14 protein-coding genes are annotated in these 18,624 nt (G+C 72.3%); 6 read left to right on the forward strand and 8 right to left on the reverse strand.

Annotated features, from left to right (window positions below; genetic code table 11):
* Nucleotides 1-26: 26 nt before the first annotated feature.
* Entirely contained in the window at nucleotides 27-1,076 is a 1,050-nt protein-coding gene (gene lplAB / locus JOD48_RS14145; RefSeq protein ID WP_191788741.1) for a lipoate-protein ligase LplAB, read from the reverse strand.
* Between the two features lie 249 nt (nucleotides 1,077-1,325).
* Between lplAB and JOD48_RS14150 the strand changes: the two genes are divergently transcribed.
* From JOD48_RS14150 to JOD48_RS14160, 3 genes are read left to right on the forward strand one after another with little or no spacing between them, the layout of a single operon-like run.
* Complete coding sequence (locus JOD48_RS14150) at nucleotides 1,326-2,489, forward strand: N-acetylglucosamine kinase (protein ID WP_204809586.1); 1,164 nt, start codon at nucleotides 1,326-1,328, stop codon at nucleotides 2,487-2,489.
* Entirely contained in the window at nucleotides 2,486-3,373 is an 888-nt protein-coding gene (locus JOD48_RS19930; RefSeq protein ID WP_204809587.1) for a MurR/RpiR family transcriptional regulator, read from the forward strand. The genes JOD48_RS14150 and JOD48_RS19930 overlap by 4 nt, the downstream gene beginning before the upstream one ends.
* Complete coding sequence (locus JOD48_RS14160; protein ID WP_204809588.1) at nucleotides 3,370-6,237, forward strand: FAD-binding and (Fe-S)-binding domain-containing protein; 2,868 nt, start codon at nucleotides 3,370-3,372, stop codon at nucleotides 6,235-6,237. Before JOD48_RS19930 ends, JOD48_RS14160 begins: the two co-directional genes overlap by 4 nt.
* A gap of 89 nt (nucleotides 6,238-6,326) precedes the next feature.
* Here the strand turns inward: JOD48_RS14160 and cimA are convergent, their stop codons facing one another.
* Nucleotides 6,327-7,991, reverse strand: coding sequence for a citramalate synthase (gene cimA / locus JOD48_RS14165; RefSeq protein WP_191788736.1), 1,665 nt, complete (start codon nucleotides 7,989-7,991; stop codon nucleotides 6,327-6,329).
* 385 nt (nucleotides 7,992-8,376) lie between these two features.
* On the opposite strand from cimA, the gene JOD48_RS14170 reads away from it, so the two are divergent.
* A complete protein-coding gene (locus tag JOD48_RS14170) occupies nucleotides 8,377-8,958 on the forward strand; it encodes a DUF6069 family protein (protein WP_191788735.1) in 582 nt (193 codons plus the stop codon).
* A gap of 91 nt (nucleotides 8,959-9,049) precedes the next feature.
* On the opposite strand, the gene JOD48_RS14175 is transcribed toward JOD48_RS14170, so the two are convergent.
* Both JOD48_RS14175 and JOD48_RS14180 read right to left on the reverse strand, forming a co-directional pair.
* Entirely contained in the window at nucleotides 9,050-10,180 is a 1,131-nt protein-coding gene (locus tag JOD48_RS14175) for a branched-chain amino acid aminotransferase (RefSeq protein WP_191788734.1), read from the reverse strand.
* Between the two features lie 206 nt (nucleotides 10,181-10,386).
* Nucleotides 10,387-11,430, reverse strand: coding sequence for a 3-isopropylmalate dehydrogenase (locus tag JOD48_RS14180; protein ID WP_204809589.1), 1,044 nt, complete (start codon nucleotides 11,428-11,430; stop codon nucleotides 10,387-10,389).
* Nucleotides 11,431-11,686: 256 nt separating this feature from the next.
* Between JOD48_RS14180 and JOD48_RS14185 the strand changes: the two genes are divergently transcribed.
* Nucleotides 11,687-12,952: an ROK family transcriptional regulator gene (locus tag JOD48_RS14185; protein ID WP_191788732.1), complete on the forward strand. Its 1,266-nt coding sequence runs from the start codon at nucleotides 11,687-11,689 to the stop codon at nucleotides 12,950-12,952.
* Between the two features lie 167 nt (nucleotides 12,953-13,119).
* Here JOD48_RS14185 and JOD48_RS14190 read toward each other — a convergent pair whose 3' ends face one another.
* The 4 genes from JOD48_RS14190 to JOD48_RS14205 all read right to left on the reverse strand — a co-directional run bounded on the left by JOD48_RS14190 (nucleotide 13,120) and on the right by JOD48_RS14205 (nucleotide 17,644).
* Nucleotides 13,120-13,725 (reverse strand): ASCH domain-containing protein, encoded by a 606-nt coding sequence (locus JOD48_RS14190; RefSeq protein ID WP_191788731.1) that lies wholly within the window; start codon nucleotides 13,723-13,725, stop codon nucleotides 13,120-13,122.
* A gap of 335 nt (nucleotides 13,726-14,060) precedes the next feature.
* Nucleotides 14,061-15,089 (reverse strand): ketol-acid reductoisomerase, encoded by a 1,029-nt coding sequence (gene ilvC / locus JOD48_RS14195; protein WP_191788730.1) that lies wholly within the window; start codon nucleotides 15,087-15,089, stop codon nucleotides 14,061-14,063.
* A 90-nt stretch (nucleotides 15,090-15,179) separates the two neighbouring features.
* A complete protein-coding gene (gene ilvN / locus JOD48_RS14200; protein ID WP_191788729.1) occupies nucleotides 15,180-15,704 on the reverse strand; it encodes an acetolactate synthase small subunit in 525 nt (174 codons plus the stop codon).
* A 20-nt stretch (nucleotides 15,705-15,724) separates the two neighbouring features.
* Nucleotides 15,725-17,644 carry an acetolactate synthase large subunit gene (locus JOD48_RS14205; RefSeq protein ID WP_191788728.1) on the reverse strand — a complete coding sequence of 640 codons (1,920 nt, stop codon included), beginning with the start codon at nucleotides 17,642-17,644 and terminating at the stop codon, nucleotides 15,725-15,727.
* Nucleotides 17,645-18,135: 491 nt separating this feature from the next.
* On the opposite strand from JOD48_RS14205, the gene JOD48_RS14210 reads away from it, so the two are divergent.
* A complete protein-coding gene (locus tag JOD48_RS14210) occupies nucleotides 18,136-18,600 on the forward strand; it encodes a GatB/YqeY domain-containing protein (RefSeq protein WP_191788727.1) in 465 nt (154 codons plus the stop codon).
* Nucleotides 18,601-18,624 lie beyond the last annotated feature (24 nt).

Below are 18,624 nucleotides of genomic sequence, written 5' to 3' on the forward strand. Positions count from 1 at the left end.
CCCTCCGCCGCCCAGCGGCTACCGCGTCACGGCACGCGCGCGGTCCACTCCTCGGTCCCGAACTTCGTGCGCACGAGCTCCTCGGCCTGCGCGCGCTCGTCGGACGTCACCGCGCCCTCGACCGTGCGGTAGCGCGACCGGAAGTGCGCCTTGAAGGCCTCGATGACCTCCTCGCGCGCCATGCCGGTCTGCGAGCGCACCGGGTCGACGCGCTTGTTGGCGCTCTTGGTGCCCTTGTCGCTCATCTTCTCGCGGCCGATGCGCAGGACCTCGAGCATCTTGTCGGCGTCGATGTCGTACGCCATGGTCACGTGGTGCAACACCGCTCCCCCGCGCAGGCGCTTCTGCGCGGCGCCCGCGATCTTGCCGGCCGGGGACGCGATGTCGTTGAGCGGCTTGTAGGTGGCGTGCACGCCGACGTCGGCGAGCGCCCCCAGCACCCAGTCGTCGAGGAACGCGTACGAGCGCTCGAAGCTCAGGCCTTCGACGAGCGAGGCCGGGACGGTCAACGAGTACGTGATGGTGTTGCCGGGCTCGACGAACATCGCCCCGCCGCCCGAGATCCGGCGCACCACGGTGATGCCGTGCTTCGCGGCCCCCTCGGGGTCGACCTCGTTCTTGAGCGACTGGAAGGACCCGATGATGACGGCGGGCGCCCCCCACTCCCAGATGCGCAGTGTGGGGCCACGCCGGCCGGCGTCGAGCTCCTCGGTGAGGACCTGGTCGAGCGCGAGGTGCATCGCGGGCTGCTCGGGCCCCTCGTGGATGATCTCGAAGACGTGGTCGTCCCAGCCGGTCGCGTGACCGAGCGCGCGACGCACGGCGATCGCGACGGCCTCGGGCGAGAACCCGACCATGGTGATGTCGTCGGTCAGCACGGCCTCGATCGCACGCGTCAGGTCTGCGACGGTCGACGTCTCGGGCAGCCCGGTCAGGGCGGCGTTGATGTCGTCGAGCGCGTCGTCGGGCTCGAGGAAGAAGTCTCCGCTCAGCGCGACGCGGGACAGCCTCCCTTCGTCGGTCTCGACGTCGACCGCCACGAGCTTGCCACCGGGAACCTTGTACTCGCCTCTCATGGGCTCCACGGTACGTGCCGCGGGGCGCGACCCGGCGCTCCACGAGTCGCCCGGGCGCCGGGACACCTGGTGACCTGGCCCACAGGGAGGAGTAGCCTCCAAGCAGCAGGCCGCCGGCCGAGGGCCGAGGGCCGGGTCGACGGGCCGGCCAAGGGCACCGCAGGACCTCCGTGCGCGAGGCCGGGTGAACCCGTTGGCACTTTTCTCCGCCCCGTGGCGCCACCGTGAAACTTCATGCCACAATGAGGCGTGACCAGCGCGCAGGACCACGACCCCGCCCTCCCGGAGGCCCGTGCAGACGCCCGGACGGCGCCGACGGGCCCCTCCCGCTGGATCGTCGCGATCGACGTCGGCGGGAGCGGCAGCCGCCTCCTCGCGGCCAGGCTCGGTGACGACACCGCAGCCGACGTCGGCCCCGACGCGCACCGCACGAGCCTCACCGGACGCCCGGTCGCGATCGGCCCCGGCGGCAGCGACGTCGCCGAGGTCGTGCACGACCTCGGCGCGGCGTTCGTCGCCGCCTGGGCCGAGGCCCACGGCGAGCCCCCCGTGGTCGCGGCCGCCGCGGTCGGCGCGACGGGCGTCGCGACCCTCGTCCCGGACCCGACCGTCGTGCACGACGCGCTCCGCGCGAGCCTCGGCGCCGAGCGCACCGCGGTCGCCGCCGACGCCGTGACCGCCCACCTCGGAGCGCTCGGCGGCCGTGCCGGGGCGGTCGTCGCGGTCGGCACGGGCACGATCGCCCTGGGCACGGACCTCGCGGGCACCTGGCGGCGCGTCGACGGCTGGGGACACCTCCTCGGCGACCTCGGCTCGGCGTCGTGGATCGGCGCGCACGGGCTGCGGGCGGCGCTCGGCGCGCACGACGGGCGCTCCACGGGTGGCTCGCGCCCGCTGCTCGCGGCCGCCACGACGCGGTTCGGCCCCGCCCCGACCTGGCCCGCACAGCTCTACACCCGCCCCGATCGCGCCCAGGTCCTCGGGTCGTTCACTCCCGACGTCGCGGCAGCCGCCGCCGCGGGCGACCCGGCGTCCGTGCAGATCCTCACCGAGGCCGGCCGGCACCTGGCCGAGTCGCTCGCGGCAGCCCTCGTTCCCGGGCTGCCGCCGCTCGCCGCGGCCACGGGCGGGGTGCTCAACGCCGGTCCCGCCCTGACGGGCGCGCTCGCGCGCCGCTTCGCCGCGCTGCGTCCCGACGCCGAGCTCGTCCCTTCCGCGGGCACCCCGCTCGACGGCGCGCTGCACCTGGCCCGGCTGCTGGCCGAGGGCCCCGGCAGCACCGGTGCGATCGTCGCGCACGAACCGTGGCTGAGCCTCGCGGGCCACCCCCCGGAACCCGCATCCGCCCCTGGCCCCCGAACCGACAGCCGCACCGCCGGCCACCCCGCACCGATCACAGGAGATCCGACATGACAGGCGATGGACTCGTCCGCATCCGGCAGGCCCTGCCGACCCTCCGCCCGGCCGAGGCCCGGATCGCGGAGGCCGTGCTCGCGGACCCGACCGCCGTCGTCGGGTCCACGATCAACGAGCTCGCCGCGCGGGCAGGCGCCTCGCAGGCGACGGTCGTGCGGTTCTGCCGGGCGATCGGCTACGCGGGCTACCCCGAGTTCCGGATCGACCTCGCCCAGGCCACGTCGCGCCGCGAGATCGAGCTCGAGCGCTCGAACGTCGCGCACGGCGAGATCAACGAGACCGACACGGCCGAGGACGTCGTCGCGAAGATCGCGTTCCACGAGGCGCGGACGATTGAGGAGACCGCGCGCATGCTCGACCTCGGCGCGCTCGAGCAGGTCGCCGCGGCGGTCGCGGCCGCGCCCAGGGTCGACGTGTTCGGCGTCGGGTCGAGCCAGCTCACCGGGCAGGACCTCGCGCAGAAGCTGCAGCGCATCGGGCTCGTGTGCTTCGCCGCGCCGGACCCGCACCTCCAGCTCCAGTCCGCGGCACTCCTGCGCCCGGGCGCGGTCGCGATCGGGATCTCCCACAGCGGGCAGACGGTCGAGACGAACCACGCGCTCGCCATCGCGCAGGCGCGCGGCGCGACGACCGTCGCGATCACCAACTTCCCCGAGTCCCCCCTGGGGCAGGAGGCCGGCATCGTCCTAGGTACCACGGCGCGCGAGACGCAGTTCCGCTCGGGTGCCCTGTCGAGCCGCATCGCGCAGCTCGCGGTCGTCGACTTCCTGTTCGTGCGCGTCGCCCAGCGCCTGTACGAGCAGACCAGCGCCAACCTCAAGGCGACCTACGACGCGGTCCAGCCCCACCGGCTCGACGGGGAGCGCAAGGCCCGAGCATGAGCGTCTCCGCCGCGACGACGCGGGCCCTCGAGATCCGGACCGACCTCCTGACCCGGGTCGCCCAGGCGCACGACGCCTCGCACTACCTGCTGCGCCCCGAGGCGGTGGCCCGCGCCCACGACGTGCCCGACGTCGTCGCCGCCTTCGCCGAGGCCCGTCGCCGGGGGCTCCCGGTCACGTTCCGCTCGGGCGGGACGAGCCTGTCGGGACAGGCCTCGGGCGCGGGCCTGCTCCTCGACACGCGCACGCGCTTCACGCGCGTCGACGTGCTCGACGACGGCGCCCGCGTGCGCTGCCAGCCCGGCGTGACGCTGCGCTCGGTCAACGGGCGGCTCCTGCGTCACGGGCGGCGGCTCGGCCCCGACCCGGCGAGCGAGATCGCGTGCACGATCGGTGGGGTCGTCGCCAACAACTCCTCGGGCATGGCCTGCGGGACGGTCGACACCGCGTACCGCACGATCGAGTCGATGACCCTGGTCCTGCCCAGCGGGACCGTGCTCGACACGGGCGCCCCGGACGCGGACGAGCGGCTGCGGGTCCTCGAGCCCGCGCTGCACCGTGGCCTGGCCGAGCTGCGCGACCGGGTGCGCGCGAGCGCGTCGATGCGCGCCACGATCGCGCACCAGTACTCCATGAAGAACACCATGGGCTACGGCGTCAACGCGTTCGTGGACCACGACTCCCCCGCCAAGATCCTCGAGCACCTGGTCGTCGGGTCGGAGGGGACGCTCGCGTTCGTGGCGGACGTGACCTTCCGGACCGTGCCGCTGCTGCCCGCCGCCTCGACCACCCTCCTGGTCTTCGACGCGCTCGAGCACGCGACCGACGCCCTGGCGACCATCACCGACTCGGGTGCGCGGGCGATCGAGCTCCTCGACGCGGCCTCGCTCCGCGTCGCCGCCGCCGACCCGCTCGCCGACGCGTCGATGCGGGCCTTCGCGGCCGCGACGACCCAGACGGCCCTGCTCGTCGAGTACCAGGCCACCACCGCCGACGGCCTCGAACCGTTCGAGGAGGCCGCGCGCCGTGTCATCGGCGACCTCGCCCTCGTGACGCCTGCCGAGCTCACGCGCGACCCCGCGGCTCGCGGGCGCCTGTGGCGTGTGCGCAAGGGCCTGTACACCGCGGTGGCCGGCGCCCGCGCGCCGGGCAGCACGGCCTTGCTGGAGGACCTGGTCGTCCCGGTCCCCGACCTCACCGCGACGGTCGGTGACCTGGGCGGGCTCTTCGAGCGGCACGGCTACGACGACGCCGTGACGTTCGGGCACGCCAAGGACGGCAACCTGCACTTCATGATCACCCCGCGCCTGTCCGACGACGGCGAGCTCGACCGGTTCGCGGCCTTCACCGAGGACATGGTGACCCTGGTGCTCGACCGCGGCGGCTCGCTCAAGGCCGAGCACGGCACGGGCCGCATCATGGCGCCGTTCGTCCGGCGGCAGTTCGGGGACGACCTCTACGCCGTGATGCGCGAGGTCAAGGCGCTGTGCGACCCGACCGGACTGCTCAACCCGGGCGTCCTCCTCACGGACGACGACGAGGCGCACCTGGCGGACCTCAAGCTCGTGCCGCCCGTCGGGACGTCCGCGGCAGGAGACCTGGCCGAGGTCGTCGACCGGTGCGTCGAGTGCGGCTACTGCGAACCCGCGTGCCCCTCACGGACGGTCACGACGACCCCGCGCCAGCGCATCGCCCTGCTGCGCGAGATGGTCACGGCTCCCCCGTCCGAGCGCGCGGAGCTCGAGCGCGCCTACGAGTACTCGGCCGTCGACACGTGCGCCGTGGACTCGCTGTGCGTGACCGCGTGCCCGGTCGGGATCGACACGGGCAAGGTCATGAAGGTCCGCCGAGCACAACGGCACGGTGCCGTCGTCCAGCACGCAGGGCGGGTCGCGGCCGAGCACTGGGGCGGCGCGGTCACGGGCCTGCGCGGGGCGCTCGGCGTCGTCGACCACCTGCCCACCCCGCTCGTGACCGCGGCCTCGAAGGTCGGGCGCTCGGTGCTGGGTGCGGACGTCGTGCCGCTCGTCGGGGCGGACCTGCCCGGGCCTGGACCGCGTCGCGTGGCGTCGGCCGGGGCCGTCACCGACGCGTCCGTCGTCTTCTTCCAGTCCTGCATGGGCTCGCTCTTCTCCCCCGCCGAGGCCTCTCCCAGCCCGGGCGGCGTGGGCCCGGCGTTCCTCGCGCTGTGCGAGCGCGCCGGGATCACGGTCGCGATCCCTGAGGGGATCGAGGGCCTGTGCTGCGGCACGCCCTGGGTCTCCAAGGGTCTGACCGACGGCGCCGCAGCGATGGCCGAGCGGACCTTCGACGCGCTCTGGGCCGCGACCGACGGCGGCCGCCTGCCGGTCGTCTCGGACGCGTCGAGTTGCACGCACGGCCTCGAAGGGGTCGGGTCCCACCTGGCCGGCGAGGCGCGCGAGCGGTTCGAGCGGCTGCGCGTCGTGGACGCCGTGACGTTCGTGCGCAGCGACGTCCTGCCCGCGCTCGAGGCGAGCGGTCGCTCCCCCCGGGCCGTGGGAACCACGCTGGGCTCGCTCGTCCTGCACCCGACGTGCTCGTCGATCCACCTGGGGGTCGTCGGCGACCTCGAGGCGGTCGCGTGCGCGGTGGCCGACGACGTCGTGCTCCCCCTCGACGCGGGATGCTGCGGGTTCGCCGGCGACCGCGGCATGCTCCACCCCGAGCTCACGGCGGCGGCGACGCGCGCCGAGGCCGCCGAGGTCGCGGCCCACGCTCGCGAGCACGGCCGTGCGGACGCGTACGCGTCGAGCAACCGGACGTGCGAGATGGGCCTGAGCCGGGCGACGGGGCAGGACTACGTGCACGTCGTCGAGCTGCTCGAGGCGGCCACCCGTCCCTGACGGGTCCCGCACCCCGACGTGTCGGAAGGAGCGTGACCCGGAGGTCACGCTCCTCTGGCACGTCAGCGCCCGGCGGAAGGGGCGCAGGCTCAGCGCGGCTGCACGTCCGCGTGGATCAGCCCGTAGATCGCGGAGTCCGTCAGCGCCTCCCAGGCCGCCTCGATGAGGTTCGGCCCGACGCCCACCGTCGACCAGGACGTCGCCCCGTCGGTCATCTCGATGAGGACGCGCGTGATGGCGTCCGTGCCCTGCTCGGTATCGAGGATGCGGACCTTGAAGTCGATCAGCTCGAACGCCTCGATCTCCGGGTACACACGCCGCAGCGCGAGCCGCAGCGCATGGTCGAGAGCGTTCACGGGCCCGTTGCCCTCACCCGTCTTGACGATGCGCTTGCCGCCGGCGTGCAGCTTGACGGTCGCCTCCGCCGTCGCCTCGGTGCCACGTCCCCCGGCCCGTTCGACGATCGTGCGCCAGCTCTCGACCCGGAAGAACTGCGGCCGCTCGCCCGCGATCTCCTCGCGCAGCAGCAGCTCGAACGAGGCGTCGGCCGCGTCGTAGGTGTACCCGCGGGCCTCGGCCTCCTTGACCCGGTGCGTCACGCGCGAGAGGACGTCGCCCTGGTCCGACAGGTCGAAGCCCATCTCGCGGCCCTTGAGCTCGATCGAGGCGCGGCCCGCCATGTCCGAGATGAGCATGCGCATGTCGTTGCCGACGAGCGTGGGCTCGATGTGCTGGTAGAGGTCCGGGTCGACCTTGATCGCCGAGGCGTGCAGCCCGGCCTTGTGCGCGAACGCGCTCGCCCCGACGTACGGCTGGCGCGCGTACGGGGAGATGTTGGTGATCTCGCTGATGGCGTGCGCGATGCGCGTGGTCTCCTGCAGGCCGCCGTCGACGAGAAGGCTCCGGCCGTGCTTGAGCTCGAGGTTCGCGACGACCGTGATGAGGTCGGCGTTCCCCGTGCGCTCGCCGTAGCCGTTGACGGTCCCCTGGACGTGCGCGGCGCCCGCGGCCACGGCCGCGAGCGAGTTCGCGACCGCGCAGCCCGAGTCGTTGTGCGCGTGCATCCCGAGCAGCGGGTCGCCGGCACCGGCGTGCAGCCCGTGCGGGATCCCGACGGCGTCGCGCAGCTCCGTGACGATCTCACCTACCCACTCGGGCAGCATGCCGCCGTTGGTGTCGCAGAGCGCGACGACCTCGGCCCCTGCCGCGAACGCGGCCTCGACCGCCGCACGCGAGTAGGCGGGGTCGAACCGGTAGCCGTCGAAGAAGTGCTCGGCGTCCAGGACGACGCGGCGCCCCTCGGCCACGAGGAACGTGACGGTGTCGGTGATCATGGCGAGGTTCTCGGCGCCCGTGGTCCGCAGCGCACGCTCGGCGTGGCGGAGGTCGGACTTGGCGACGAGCGTGACCACGGGCGCCTGCGATGCGACGAGCGCCCGGACCTGCTGGTCGTCGGCGGCCCTGATCCCGGCCTTGCGGGTCGCGCCGAACGCGGCCAGCACCGCGTTCTTGAGCGTGAGCTCCTTCGCGGCGCGCGCGAAGAAGTCGGTGTCCTTGGGGATGGCCCCGGGCCAGCCGCCCTCGATGAACCCGACGCCCAGCTCGTCCAGGAGCGGGGCGATCGCCAGCTTGTCGGCGACCGAGAGGTTCATGCCCTCCTGCTGCGCGCCGTCGCGCAGGGTCGTGTCGTAGACGTGGAAGGTCGAGGATGCGCTCGCTGTGGCAGGAGCTACGGGGTTCACCTGGGAAGTCATCGTGCCGCTCTCTGGGGAGAATCTCGGGGTCCAGCGGTGCCGCCTGGGCGAGACCACTCTAGGTGGATCGGGCGGGACGCTTCCGCGCACCACCGGTTCCTCCTCGGTCCCACGCGCCGGGCGGTCGCTCTCGTGAAGCTCGTGCCCGGCGCTTCGAAGCCCGACGGGGGTGGTGTCAGGCAACAAAAAAACCCCCCGAGGGTGCGGGAGGTTTGCGCGTCCGGTGTGATGGCCGGGCGCGCTACTCGATAATGAGGTGGGAGACGAGGTGTGTCACAGGACACATGCTGCCACAGCAGACGCCAGGATGGAACGGTGTCCACGGACTGAGCATGCCACCCAGCGAGCGCCCGGAACGACAGCCTGCAACGACAGGAGACGCATCATGAGCGACCCGAACTTCCCGCCCCGCGGCAACGTCCCGCCGCCCGGATCCCCCGGCTACCACCCCCAGGCGGTCCCGCCCGCGATCCCGCCCACGGTGCCGCCCGACCCGCACGTCGACTTCCCGGCGCCCCACGAGCCCGTCAATCCCGCAGACCCACGCCTCGCGGTCGAGGTCGGCAGGTTCTGGGCCGGGGCCGCCGCCACGGCCCTGGTCGCCGCGCTCATCGGCCTCGTCGCCGTGATCATCCTCGAACGGATCTTCTCGTTCACGCTCGTCCCCCCGCCGGACATCTTCTCGACCGGCTCGCACCAGGCTGCGTTCGCGATCGACGGCGCGATCCTGGCTCTGCTCGCGGCCGGGCTGCTGCACGTGCTGATCCTCACGACCCCGCGCCCACGGGCGTTCTTCGGCTGGATCATGGCGCTCGTGATCGTCGTCATCACGGCCCTGCCGTTCGCGTGGACCACGGACACGACGTCAGCCGTGCTGTCGGGGCTCGTGAACCTGCTGATCGGGGTCGCGGTCTGGTCGCTGCTCGCGGGAGTCGCGGGCCGCACGATCGTGCGCCGACCGGCCTGAGCAGGCCGAGACGCTGAGTGCGGAGCAGCTGTCGCAGATCGAGTCGATCGGCGACAGCTGCTCCGCACTCAAGGGTCGGTGAACGGGCGGATCAGGCCAGGCGCGTCATCCAGCCGTGGCGGTCCGCCGCCCGGCCGTTCTGGATGTCGGTGAGCTCACCGCGGATCGCGAGAGTCAGCTCCCCCGCGCCGCCGTCGGCGATCGTGTGGTCGAAGTTCGAGCCGCCCAGGCGGCCGATCGGCGTGACGACCGCGGCCGTGCCGCACGCGAACACCTCGGTCACCGCTCCGGACCGGATGTCGGCGAGGAGCTCCTCGAGCGGGATGCGCCGCTCCGTGACCTCGTGGCCGCGGTCGTTGAGGAGCTGGATGATCGACGAACGCGTCACGCCCTCGAGGATCGACCCCGTGAGCTCGGGCGTCTCGACCGACCCGTCGGCCTTGACGACGAACACGTTCATGCCGCCGAGCTCCTCGAGGAACGTGCCCGTCGACGAGTCGAGGAAGCAGACCTGCTCGAAGCCCTTCTCCTGCGCGAGGGTCTGCGGCAGCAGGCTCGACGCGTAGTTGCCGCCGCACTTGGCGTCCCCCGTGCCACCGGCGCCGGCACGGCTGAACTCGCGGTCGACCCAGATCGACACGGGCTTGACGCCGCCCGAGAAGTACGGGCCCACGGGCGAGGCGATCACGAGGTACTCGGCCTCGAGCGAGGCACGCACACCGAGGAACGACTCCGAGGCGTACATGAACGGACGCAGGTACAGGCTCGCCTCCTCGCCGCTCGGGACCCACTCGATGTCCGTGCGCACGAGCGCCGTGATCGAGCCGATGAAGTCGTCGACCGAGAGCGCCGGCAGCGCCAGACGGTGGGCCGACCGGGCGAACCGGGCCGCGTTGGCCTCCGGCCGGAACGTCCACACGGACCCGTCCTGGTGCCGGTACGCCTTGAGTCCCTCGAAGATCTCCTGGGCGTAGTGCAGCACCGCGGTCGCGGGGTCGAGCTGGAGGGGGCCGTACTTCTCGATGCGGCGGTCGATCCAGCCGTCGGTCGAGTTCCAGCTGATCCGGGCCATGTGGTCCGAGAACACGGTGCCGAACTTCGGGGCGGAGATCGCGGCCGCCCTGGCCTCGGGGGAGGTCGGGGTGTCCGAGGTGCGGATGTCGAAGAGCGCGACGAGATCCTCGGCCGAGGAAGCGGGCTGCGCTGTGAGGGGGGAAGTCATGTCATGGGCCTTTCACCTGGCGACCCGGGTGGGTTCCTCGCCTAGTTTTCCATGACCGAGCGCCGTTCGGCGCCCGCAGGGCGGGCGAGAACTCCCGGGCCTTCGACGAGGACGTGGGAGCGGTGAGGACGGCAGAGGGTGCGCGCCGCCGTCGGGACCCTGAGCGGGAGCCCGACGGCGGCGCGACGGCAGGTCGGAAGGACCGATCAGCCGGCGACGCGGGCGGCGAGCTCGCGCCCCACCTCGGCCGTCGACCGTACTCGGGTCCCCCGCTCGGCGAGGTCCCCGGCGACCGCGGCCTCGACGCGCTGCGACTCCTCGGCGAGGCCGAGGTGGTCGAGCAGCATGGCGACGGACAGGACCGTGGCGGTGGGGTCCGCCTTGCCCTGGCCCGCGATGTCGGGGGCCGAGCCGTGCACCGGCTCGAACATGGAGGGGGCCGTGCGGTCGGGGTTGATGTTGGCCGAGGCCGCGAGGCCGATGCCGCCGGTGATCGCGGCGGCCTGGTCCGTCAGGATGTCGCCGAACAGGTTGTCGGTGACGATGACGTCGAATCGCGACGGGTTCGTCGTGAGGAAGATCGTGGCGGCGTCCACGTGCAGGTAGTCCGTGGTGACGTCCGGGAACTCGGCGTTGACGGCCTCGACCGTGCGGCGCCACAGGTGACCGGCGTGGACCAGGACGTTGTGCTTGTGCACGAGCGTCAGGTGCTTGCGGGGGCGCGCCTGGGCGCGGGCGAACGCGTCACGCACGACGCGCTCGACGCCGAAGGCCGTGTTCACGGAGACCTCGGTCGCGATCTCGTGGGGCGTGCCGACGCGCAGCGCCCCGCCGTTGCCGACGTAGGGCCCCTCGGTGCCCTCGCGGACGACGACGAAGTCGATCTCGCCCGGGTCCGCCAGCGGGGACGTCACACCGGGGTAGAGCTTGCCGGGGCGCAGGTTCACGTAGTGGTCCAGCGCGAAGCGCAGCTTGAGGAGGAGCCCGCGCTCGAGGACGCCCGACGGGACCGTCGGGTCGCCGATCGCACCGAGAAGGATCGCGTCGTGCGTGCGGATCGCGGCGAGGTCCTCGTCGGTGAGGGTCTCGCCGGTCGCGTGCCAGCGGCGCGCGCCGAGATCGAAGGGCGTCGTGGAGACCTTGACGTCCGAGCCTGAGAGCGCCGCCTCGAGGACCGCGAGGCCCTGCTCGACGACCTCGATACCGATGCCGTCTCCGGCGACCACTGCCAAGTCGATGTTGCGCGTCATGCCCCGAACGCTACGCCCCGGGCCAGCCCTCGGGACGCCCATCTCACGCCTTGAGCGAGTCCGAGGGAGAGAATCGCACGATCCCGCGGATCGAGCGCCGCCGCCTCGCCTGGTCGCGCTCCCATGGCAAACTCGACCGACTGCGCGACGCTCGATGGTGTAAAGGACGCGCCGCGCCTGTCGACTTGCGCAATCCGCCAGAGTACGCAACTCTTAGGAAACTTTCCTAAGATGCTGGCAGAGAGGCCACCACGCCGTGTCCCGCACGCACGTCCCGGGGACCCCCGGGTTGCTCCGCACGATCAACGACCGCGCCGCGCTCGAGCTGCTGCTCGACACCGGCCCCATGACCCGGTCGCAGATCGGAGACCTCACCGGCGTCTCCCGTCCGACATCCTCCCAGATCGTGGCACGCCTGGAGTCCGCGGGTCTCATCGAGCCCACGGGGGCCGTCCAGGGAGCCCGCGGCCCGCAGGCGGTCACGTACGCGGCGCGCACCGACGTCGTCGTCGGGCTGGCGCTCGACGTCCTTCCCGGAGGGGTGCAGGCCCGCATCGTCGACGCCCACGGCACCGTCCTCGGCGGCGCCGAGGTCCCCACCTCGGACGACCGCACGGCCGTGAGCGACGTCCGCGCGGCGTGGGACGCCGCCTGTGCCGACGCACGGGTTCCCGTCGAACGGGTGGGCGCGGTCGTCGTCGGGGTGCAGGCCGCGGCCGACCCGACGACCGGAGACCTCTGGCTCGTCGGCGACCTGCCGGGATGGCCTCGCCTCGCCGTCCGATCCCTCCTCGAGGAGGAGTTCGGCGTCCCCGTCCACATCGAGAACGACGTCAACCTCGCGACGATCGCCGAGCACGACGCAGGCCGGTGCGACGACGCGAGCTTCTCGCTGCTCTGGATCGGCGGAGGCATCGGCCTCGGGACGCTCATCGACGGGCGGCTCCACCACGGCGCGACGGGCGCCGCCGGTGAGCTCGGCTATCTCCCCGTGCCCGTGACCGTCCGCGAGTACGACGACCACTCGGTCAACCTCCAGGACCTCGTCGGTGGCCGGCGGTTCGAGGAGCTCGCCGAGCGGCACGGTGTGCCCGGCGACGGCTACACCGACTACCTCGCGGCCATGATCGCCGACCCGGACAGCCCCGCGGTCGTCGCGCTCGTCGAGGACTTCGGACGCCGCCTCGCCGCTGTCGTCCAGCCGGTCGTCGCGGTCGTCGAACCCCACGTCGTCGTGCTCAGCGGCCCGACGTGCATCGCGGGCGGTCAACGCCTCGCCGACGTGACACGCAGCCACCTCACGGACACCGAGCAGGGCGTGGCGTCGATCGTCCCGACCCTGGCCCCCTCGGACCCCGTCCTGCGCGGCGCACAGGCGGTCGTCGCGGCCGACGTGCGCACCCTCCTGCTCGACCGCGTCTCGACCCACCTCACGGACCAGGGCACTCATGGCGTGCCGGTCCAGACGGTGCGCGCGGCCGCGGCACACCTCGGCGCCCCGGCGCCCACACACTCGGGGTAGTTCCTCTCACTGCCCCGACGGGCGGTGGTCGCGGCCTGGGACGGCGACCACCGCTCACCCCTCGGCCGTCGAGCACGGCGCCCGACGACGTCGCTCCGGAGCACCTCACCCGTGAGGGGCTCCGGGCACGCCGCCCCCGGGCGAGTCGGACGGCGCCGCGCCGCGGCTCACCGCTGGCGCGGGAACCGCAGCTCGAACCGTTCGCAGACCACGGGCATGTCCTCGCGGAACTCGTGGTCCACCAGGACCCGTGTGAAGTACCTCTTGTGACCGGCGCGCCAGGACTCGAGCGTCCGGTCGTCCTCGCCCTCGGCCGCCGCGAAGTCCGCCGAGACCTGGTCGAACGGGACGACCTCGACCGACGTCGTGCGGATGAGGGCCCGCGGGTGCCCGTCGCCGTCGAGGATGATCGAGAGCTCGCCGACCTGCGGCAGCGGCACGTCGTCGCCGTACTCCCAGTGCGACGACGACGTCGCGGTCTTGTCGCCCGACAGCACCGCCGCGAGCAGTCCGTCGGCGAGCGCGGGGTTGTCCCCGAAGGACCACGCGGGCGGTGGCACGGTCGCCGAGATCCCGAAGCCGGTCACGACGCCCACCTTGCCCTCCCCCGCACGGACGCGTGCGGTCTCCCAGAACTCGAGGATCTCCTCGCCGCGCGGATCGTCCTCGCCCGGGGCGGGGTTCTCGACCGGGGGAACGCCCGGCGCTGCCTGAGGCACCCGCTCGGTGCCCTCGCTCGTGCTGTCCGGTCCGCGATCGTCGTGGTGGCTCATACGTCCATGGTGGACCACGGACCCCCGAAGTGCCCGTCTTGTCGTGCTTTGACCGACGGGGTGTCGGCGATTCCACCCTGTCCCCACGGTCACCGTCGGCGGGTGCGGCCGTCACCCTCGGCAGCAGCACCCACCCGACGCGACACGAGCGCCCGGGGAGGCTCCGCCGTCGGGCATCGGAGCAGCACGCGGGCGAGCCGGACGCACAGAGGCGGGCGGCGCCTGCCTCGCGATCGTGGTCGGGTCTGGCGGGAGGCCGCCAGGCCGGACGGAAGATCGCGCGGTAGGTGCCGCCCGCCTCGAAGGTGAGTCACTCACCCGCCGAACGGCGAGGGTCAGCGACCGACAGAACCCTCGGTGTAGTCGTCGTCGCCCGACTTCGCCCACGCGAACATCCCGCGCAGCTCGCGGCCCGTGGCCTCGATCGGGTGCGCCTCGCCCTTGGCGCGGAGCTCCTTGAACTCGGGGGCGCCCGCGTCCTGGTCGTCGATGAAGCGCTTCGCGAACGCGCCGTTCTGGATGTCCCCGAGGACGGCCTTCATGTTCTCCTTGACCCGCGGGTCGATGACGCGGGGGCCCGAGACGTAGTCGCCGTACTCGGCGGTGTCGGACACCGACCAGCGCTGCTTGGCGATGCCGCCCTCCCACATGAGGTCCACGATGAGCTTGAGCTCGTGCAGGACCTCGAAGTAGGCGATCTCCGGCTGGTAGCCGGCCTCGGTCAGGGTCTCGAAACCGTACTGGACGAGCTGCGACACGCCACCGCACAGGACGGCCTGCTCGCCGAACAGGTCCGTCTCGGTCTCCTCGGTGAACGTCGTCTTGATGACGCCGGCGCGCGTGCCGCCGATCGCCTTCGCGTACGAGAGCGCGATGTCCCACGCGTGGCCCGACGCGTCCTTCTCGACGGCGATGATGTCGGGGATGCCGCGGCCCGCGACGAACTCGCGACGCACCGTGTGACCCGGCGCCTTGGGGGCGACGAGGATGACGTCGACGCCCTCGGGGGCCTCGATGTAGCCGAAGCGGATGTTGAAGCCGTGCGCGAACGCGAGCGTCTTGCCGGCGGCCAGGTGCGGCTTGATCTCGTCGTTGTAGATCGAGCGCTGGTGCTGGTCCGGCGCGAGGATCATGATGAGGTCGGCCCACTGGGCGGCCTCGGCGACGGTCTTGACCTCGAAGCCCTCGTCGGTCGCCTTGGCGATCGACTTGGAGCCTTCCTTGAGGGCGATGACGACCTGGACGCCAGAGTCGCGGAGGTTCTGCGCGTGCGCGTGCCCCTGGCTGCCGTACCCGACGACCGCGACCTTCTTCTGCTGGATGATCGAGAGGTCGGCGTCGTCGTCGTAGAAGAGCTCTGCCACGGTGTTACTCCTTGGGTTCTTGAGGTGATGCCGAACACGATAGTTCGACGTCGGTGGGCGACGTGGGGGTGTCCACCGGGATGGACTGGGTCAGGCGGACCGGTGAGCGCGGTCGAGCGCCCGGTCGGTGATGGAGCGGGCGCCACGGCCGACGGCCACGGTGCCGGACTTGACGATCTCACGGACGCCGTAGGGGTCGAGCGCGCCCAGGAGGGCGCTCAGCTTCTCCGGGGTGCCCGTGGCCTCGATCGTCACGGCGTCGGGGACGACGTCGACGACCTTGGCGCGGAACAGCTCGACGACCTCGAGGACGCCCGTGCGGTTCGCGCCGTCGGCGCGGACCTTGACGAGCAGGAGCTCGCGCTGGACCGAGGACGCCTGGTCGAGCTCGACGATCTTGATCACGTTGACGAGCTTGTTGAGCTGCTTGGTGACCTGCTCGAGCGGGTTCTGGTCGACGTCGACGACCACGGTGATGCGCGAGATCTCCTCGTGCTCCGTGGGCCCCACGGCGAGCGAGTGGATGTTGAACGCGCGGCGGGCGAACAGGCCCGCGACGCGCGTGAGCACGCCGGGCTTGTTCTCCACGAGCACGGAGAGGGTGTGTCGGGACATGGTTGCGGCTCTCCCCGGTCTCAGTCTTCGCGGTCCCACGCGGGCGAGATGCCGCGTGCGTACTGGATGTTGTCGTTGCTCACGCCCGAGGCGACCATGGGCCACACCATCGCGTCGCGCGACACGTTGAAGTCGACGACGACGGGCCGGTCGTCGATCTCCATGGCGCGCTTGATCGCGGCGTCGACCTCGCTCTTGGACTCGACCCGGATGCCCTCGCACCCGTACGCGTCGGCGAGCTTGACGAAGTCCGGCACGCGCTGCGTGCCGCGGCCCGTGTGCAGGTCCGTGTTGGAGTAGCGGGACTCGTAGAACAGGGTCTGCCACTGGCGGACCATGCCGAGCGAGGAGTTGTTGATCAGCGCGACCTTGATGGGGATCTCGTTGATCGTGCAGGTCGCGAGCTCCTGGTTGGTCATCTGGAAGCAGCCGTCGCCGTCGATCGCCCAGACGGTCTTGTCGGGCTGGCCGACCTTGGCGCCCATCGCGGCCGGGATCGAGTAGCCCATGGTGCCGAGGCCGCCCGAGTTGAGCCACGTCTTGGGGTGCTCGTAGCGGATGAACTGCGCGGCCCACATCTGGTGCTGGCCGACGCCCGCGACGTAGATCGAGTCGGGGCCGGAGATCTCGCCGAGGCGCTGGATGACGTGCTGCGGGGCGAGGTGACCGTCCTCGGGCTCGGAGTAGCCGAGGGGGTAGGTCTCGCGCCAGTCGTCGATCTGGCGCCACCAGGCGCCGAGGTCCGGCTGCCCCTTGGCGGCGTGCTCGCGCTCGAGCTCGGGCAGCAGGTCGGAGATGACCTCGCGCAGGTCGCCCACGATCGGGACGTCGACCTCGCGGTTCTTGCCGATCTCGGCGGGGTCGATGTCGGCGTGCACGATCGTGGCGTGCGGCGCGAAGCTCGAGAGCGTACCCGTGACGCGGTCGTCGAAGCGGGCCCCGAGGGCCACCACGAGGTCGGCCTTCTGGAGCGCGGCGACCGCGGGGACCGTGCCGTGCATGCCGGGCATGCCGAGGTTCTGCGGGTGCGAGTCCGGCAGCGCACCGCGGGCCATGAGCGTGGTCACGGCGGGAGCGCCCGACAGGTCGACGAGCTTGCGCAGCTCGGCCGAGGCGTTCGCGCGGATCGCGCCGCCCCCCACGTACAGCACGGGGCGCTTGGCGGTCGCGAGCAGGCGGGCGGCCTCGCGGATCTGCTTGGAGTGCGGCTTGGTCACCGGGTGGTAGCCGGGCAGCTGCAGCTCCTGCGGCCACGAGAACGTGGTGCGTGCCTGCATCGCGGACTTGGCGATGTCGACGAGGACGGGCCCGGGGCGCCCGGTCTGGGCGATGTGGAAGGCCTCGGCGATGACGCGCGGGATCTCGTCGGGGTCGGTGACGAGGAAGTTGTGCTTGGTGATCGGCAGGGTGATGCCGACGATGTCCGCCTCCTGGAAGGCGTCGGTCCCGATGAGGGACGCGCCGACCTGGCCCGTGATGGCCACGAGCGGGATCGAGTCCATGTTGGCGTCGGCGATGGGCGTGACGAGGTTCGTCGCGCCGGGGCCGGACGTCGCCATGGTCACGCCGACGCGACCGGTCGCGTGGGCGTAGCCCGAGGCCGCGTGGCCGCCACCCTGCTCGTGGCGCACGAGGATGTGGCGGAGCTTCTTGGAGTCCATGAGCGGGTCGTACGTCGGCAGGATCGCACCGCCGGGGATGCCGAAGACGACGTCCACACCGGCTTCCTCGAGCGAGCGGACGATCGACTGCGCGCCCGTCACCTCCTCTGGCCCGACGACGAGGCTCGGGGTGCGCTCGCCGGTGACCGAGGCGCGTGCTCGGCTCTCGGGGCGGGCGGCGAGGCTCGCGGGGGACGGGGCTGGCTTCGGCGCCACGGCCTCGCCGGCGGGCGCGGGGGCGCTCGGCGTCGGCGGGGCCGGGTGGGGACCCTGGACCATCGGTATCTCCTGTTTCTCGGTGGCGACTGGCTGCCACCGGCTGGATCGAGCTCACCGTGGTGGTGCTGGTACTTCTGGTGCTCTCCGTGCTGTTCTGCCGCGGGGTGGTGCGGTCCGGTGACCGGCTCCGGAGCGGGGTGTGCCCGGAGGGGGTGGTCATGACGGTCGTGGTCGTGACATGAAAAAACCCCTCGTACCCGGTGAGGGCTCTTCGAGGGGTGAGCGCGCTGACGAGACCTGGTTGCTTGGCCTCAGCCGGCGCGCTCAGGAAGTACTACGAGAAGGATCGTCTGCACGTTGTGCACACTACGCCCTCGATCCGGCGATGTCATGCGTCGAGCCGGACGTCTCAGGGAATGGGACGTCCGGCTCGACGACGGTGGTCCGGCCGGGTGCGCAGGACACCGAGGACGGGGGCTGTCCGAGTCCCTGCCCCGTGCTGCCGGGCAATGCAGTAGGGCCGGAGCCGTGGGACCAGGCACCATGGACCCATGACCACCACGATCGAGCGAATGACAGCCGACCTCACCACCGCCATGAAGGCCCGCGACGAGTTCGCCAAGAACACCCTGCGCCAGGTCATCGGCGCCGTCCGCACCGCGGAGAAGTCCGGCTCGACCGCGCGCGAGATGACCGACGCCGAGGTGCAGACCGTCCTGGCCGCCGAGGTCAAGAAGCGTCGCGAGAGCGCGCAGATCTACACCGACGCCGGCGCGACCGAGCGCGCCGACAACGAGACCCACGAGGCCGACTTCATCGAGAAGTACCTGCCCGCGAGCCTCACGCCCGCCGAGCTCGACGCGCTCGTCGCCGCCGCGGTCGTCTCGACCGGCGCCTCGTCCATGAAGGACATGGGCACGGTCATGAAGACGGCCACGGCCGCCGCGGCCGGGATCGGCCGCGTCGACGGCAAGGCGCTCTCGCAGGCCGTCCGTCAGGCGCTCGGCGCCCTCTGACCCGGCACGGGGCGACCGGCCCGC

It is taken from the genome of Oerskovia paurometabola (genome assembly GCF_016907365.1).
In the GTDB taxonomy this organism is placed as follows: domain Bacteria; phylum Actinomycetota; class Actinomycetes; order Actinomycetales; family Cellulomonadaceae; genus Oerskovia; species Oerskovia paurometabola.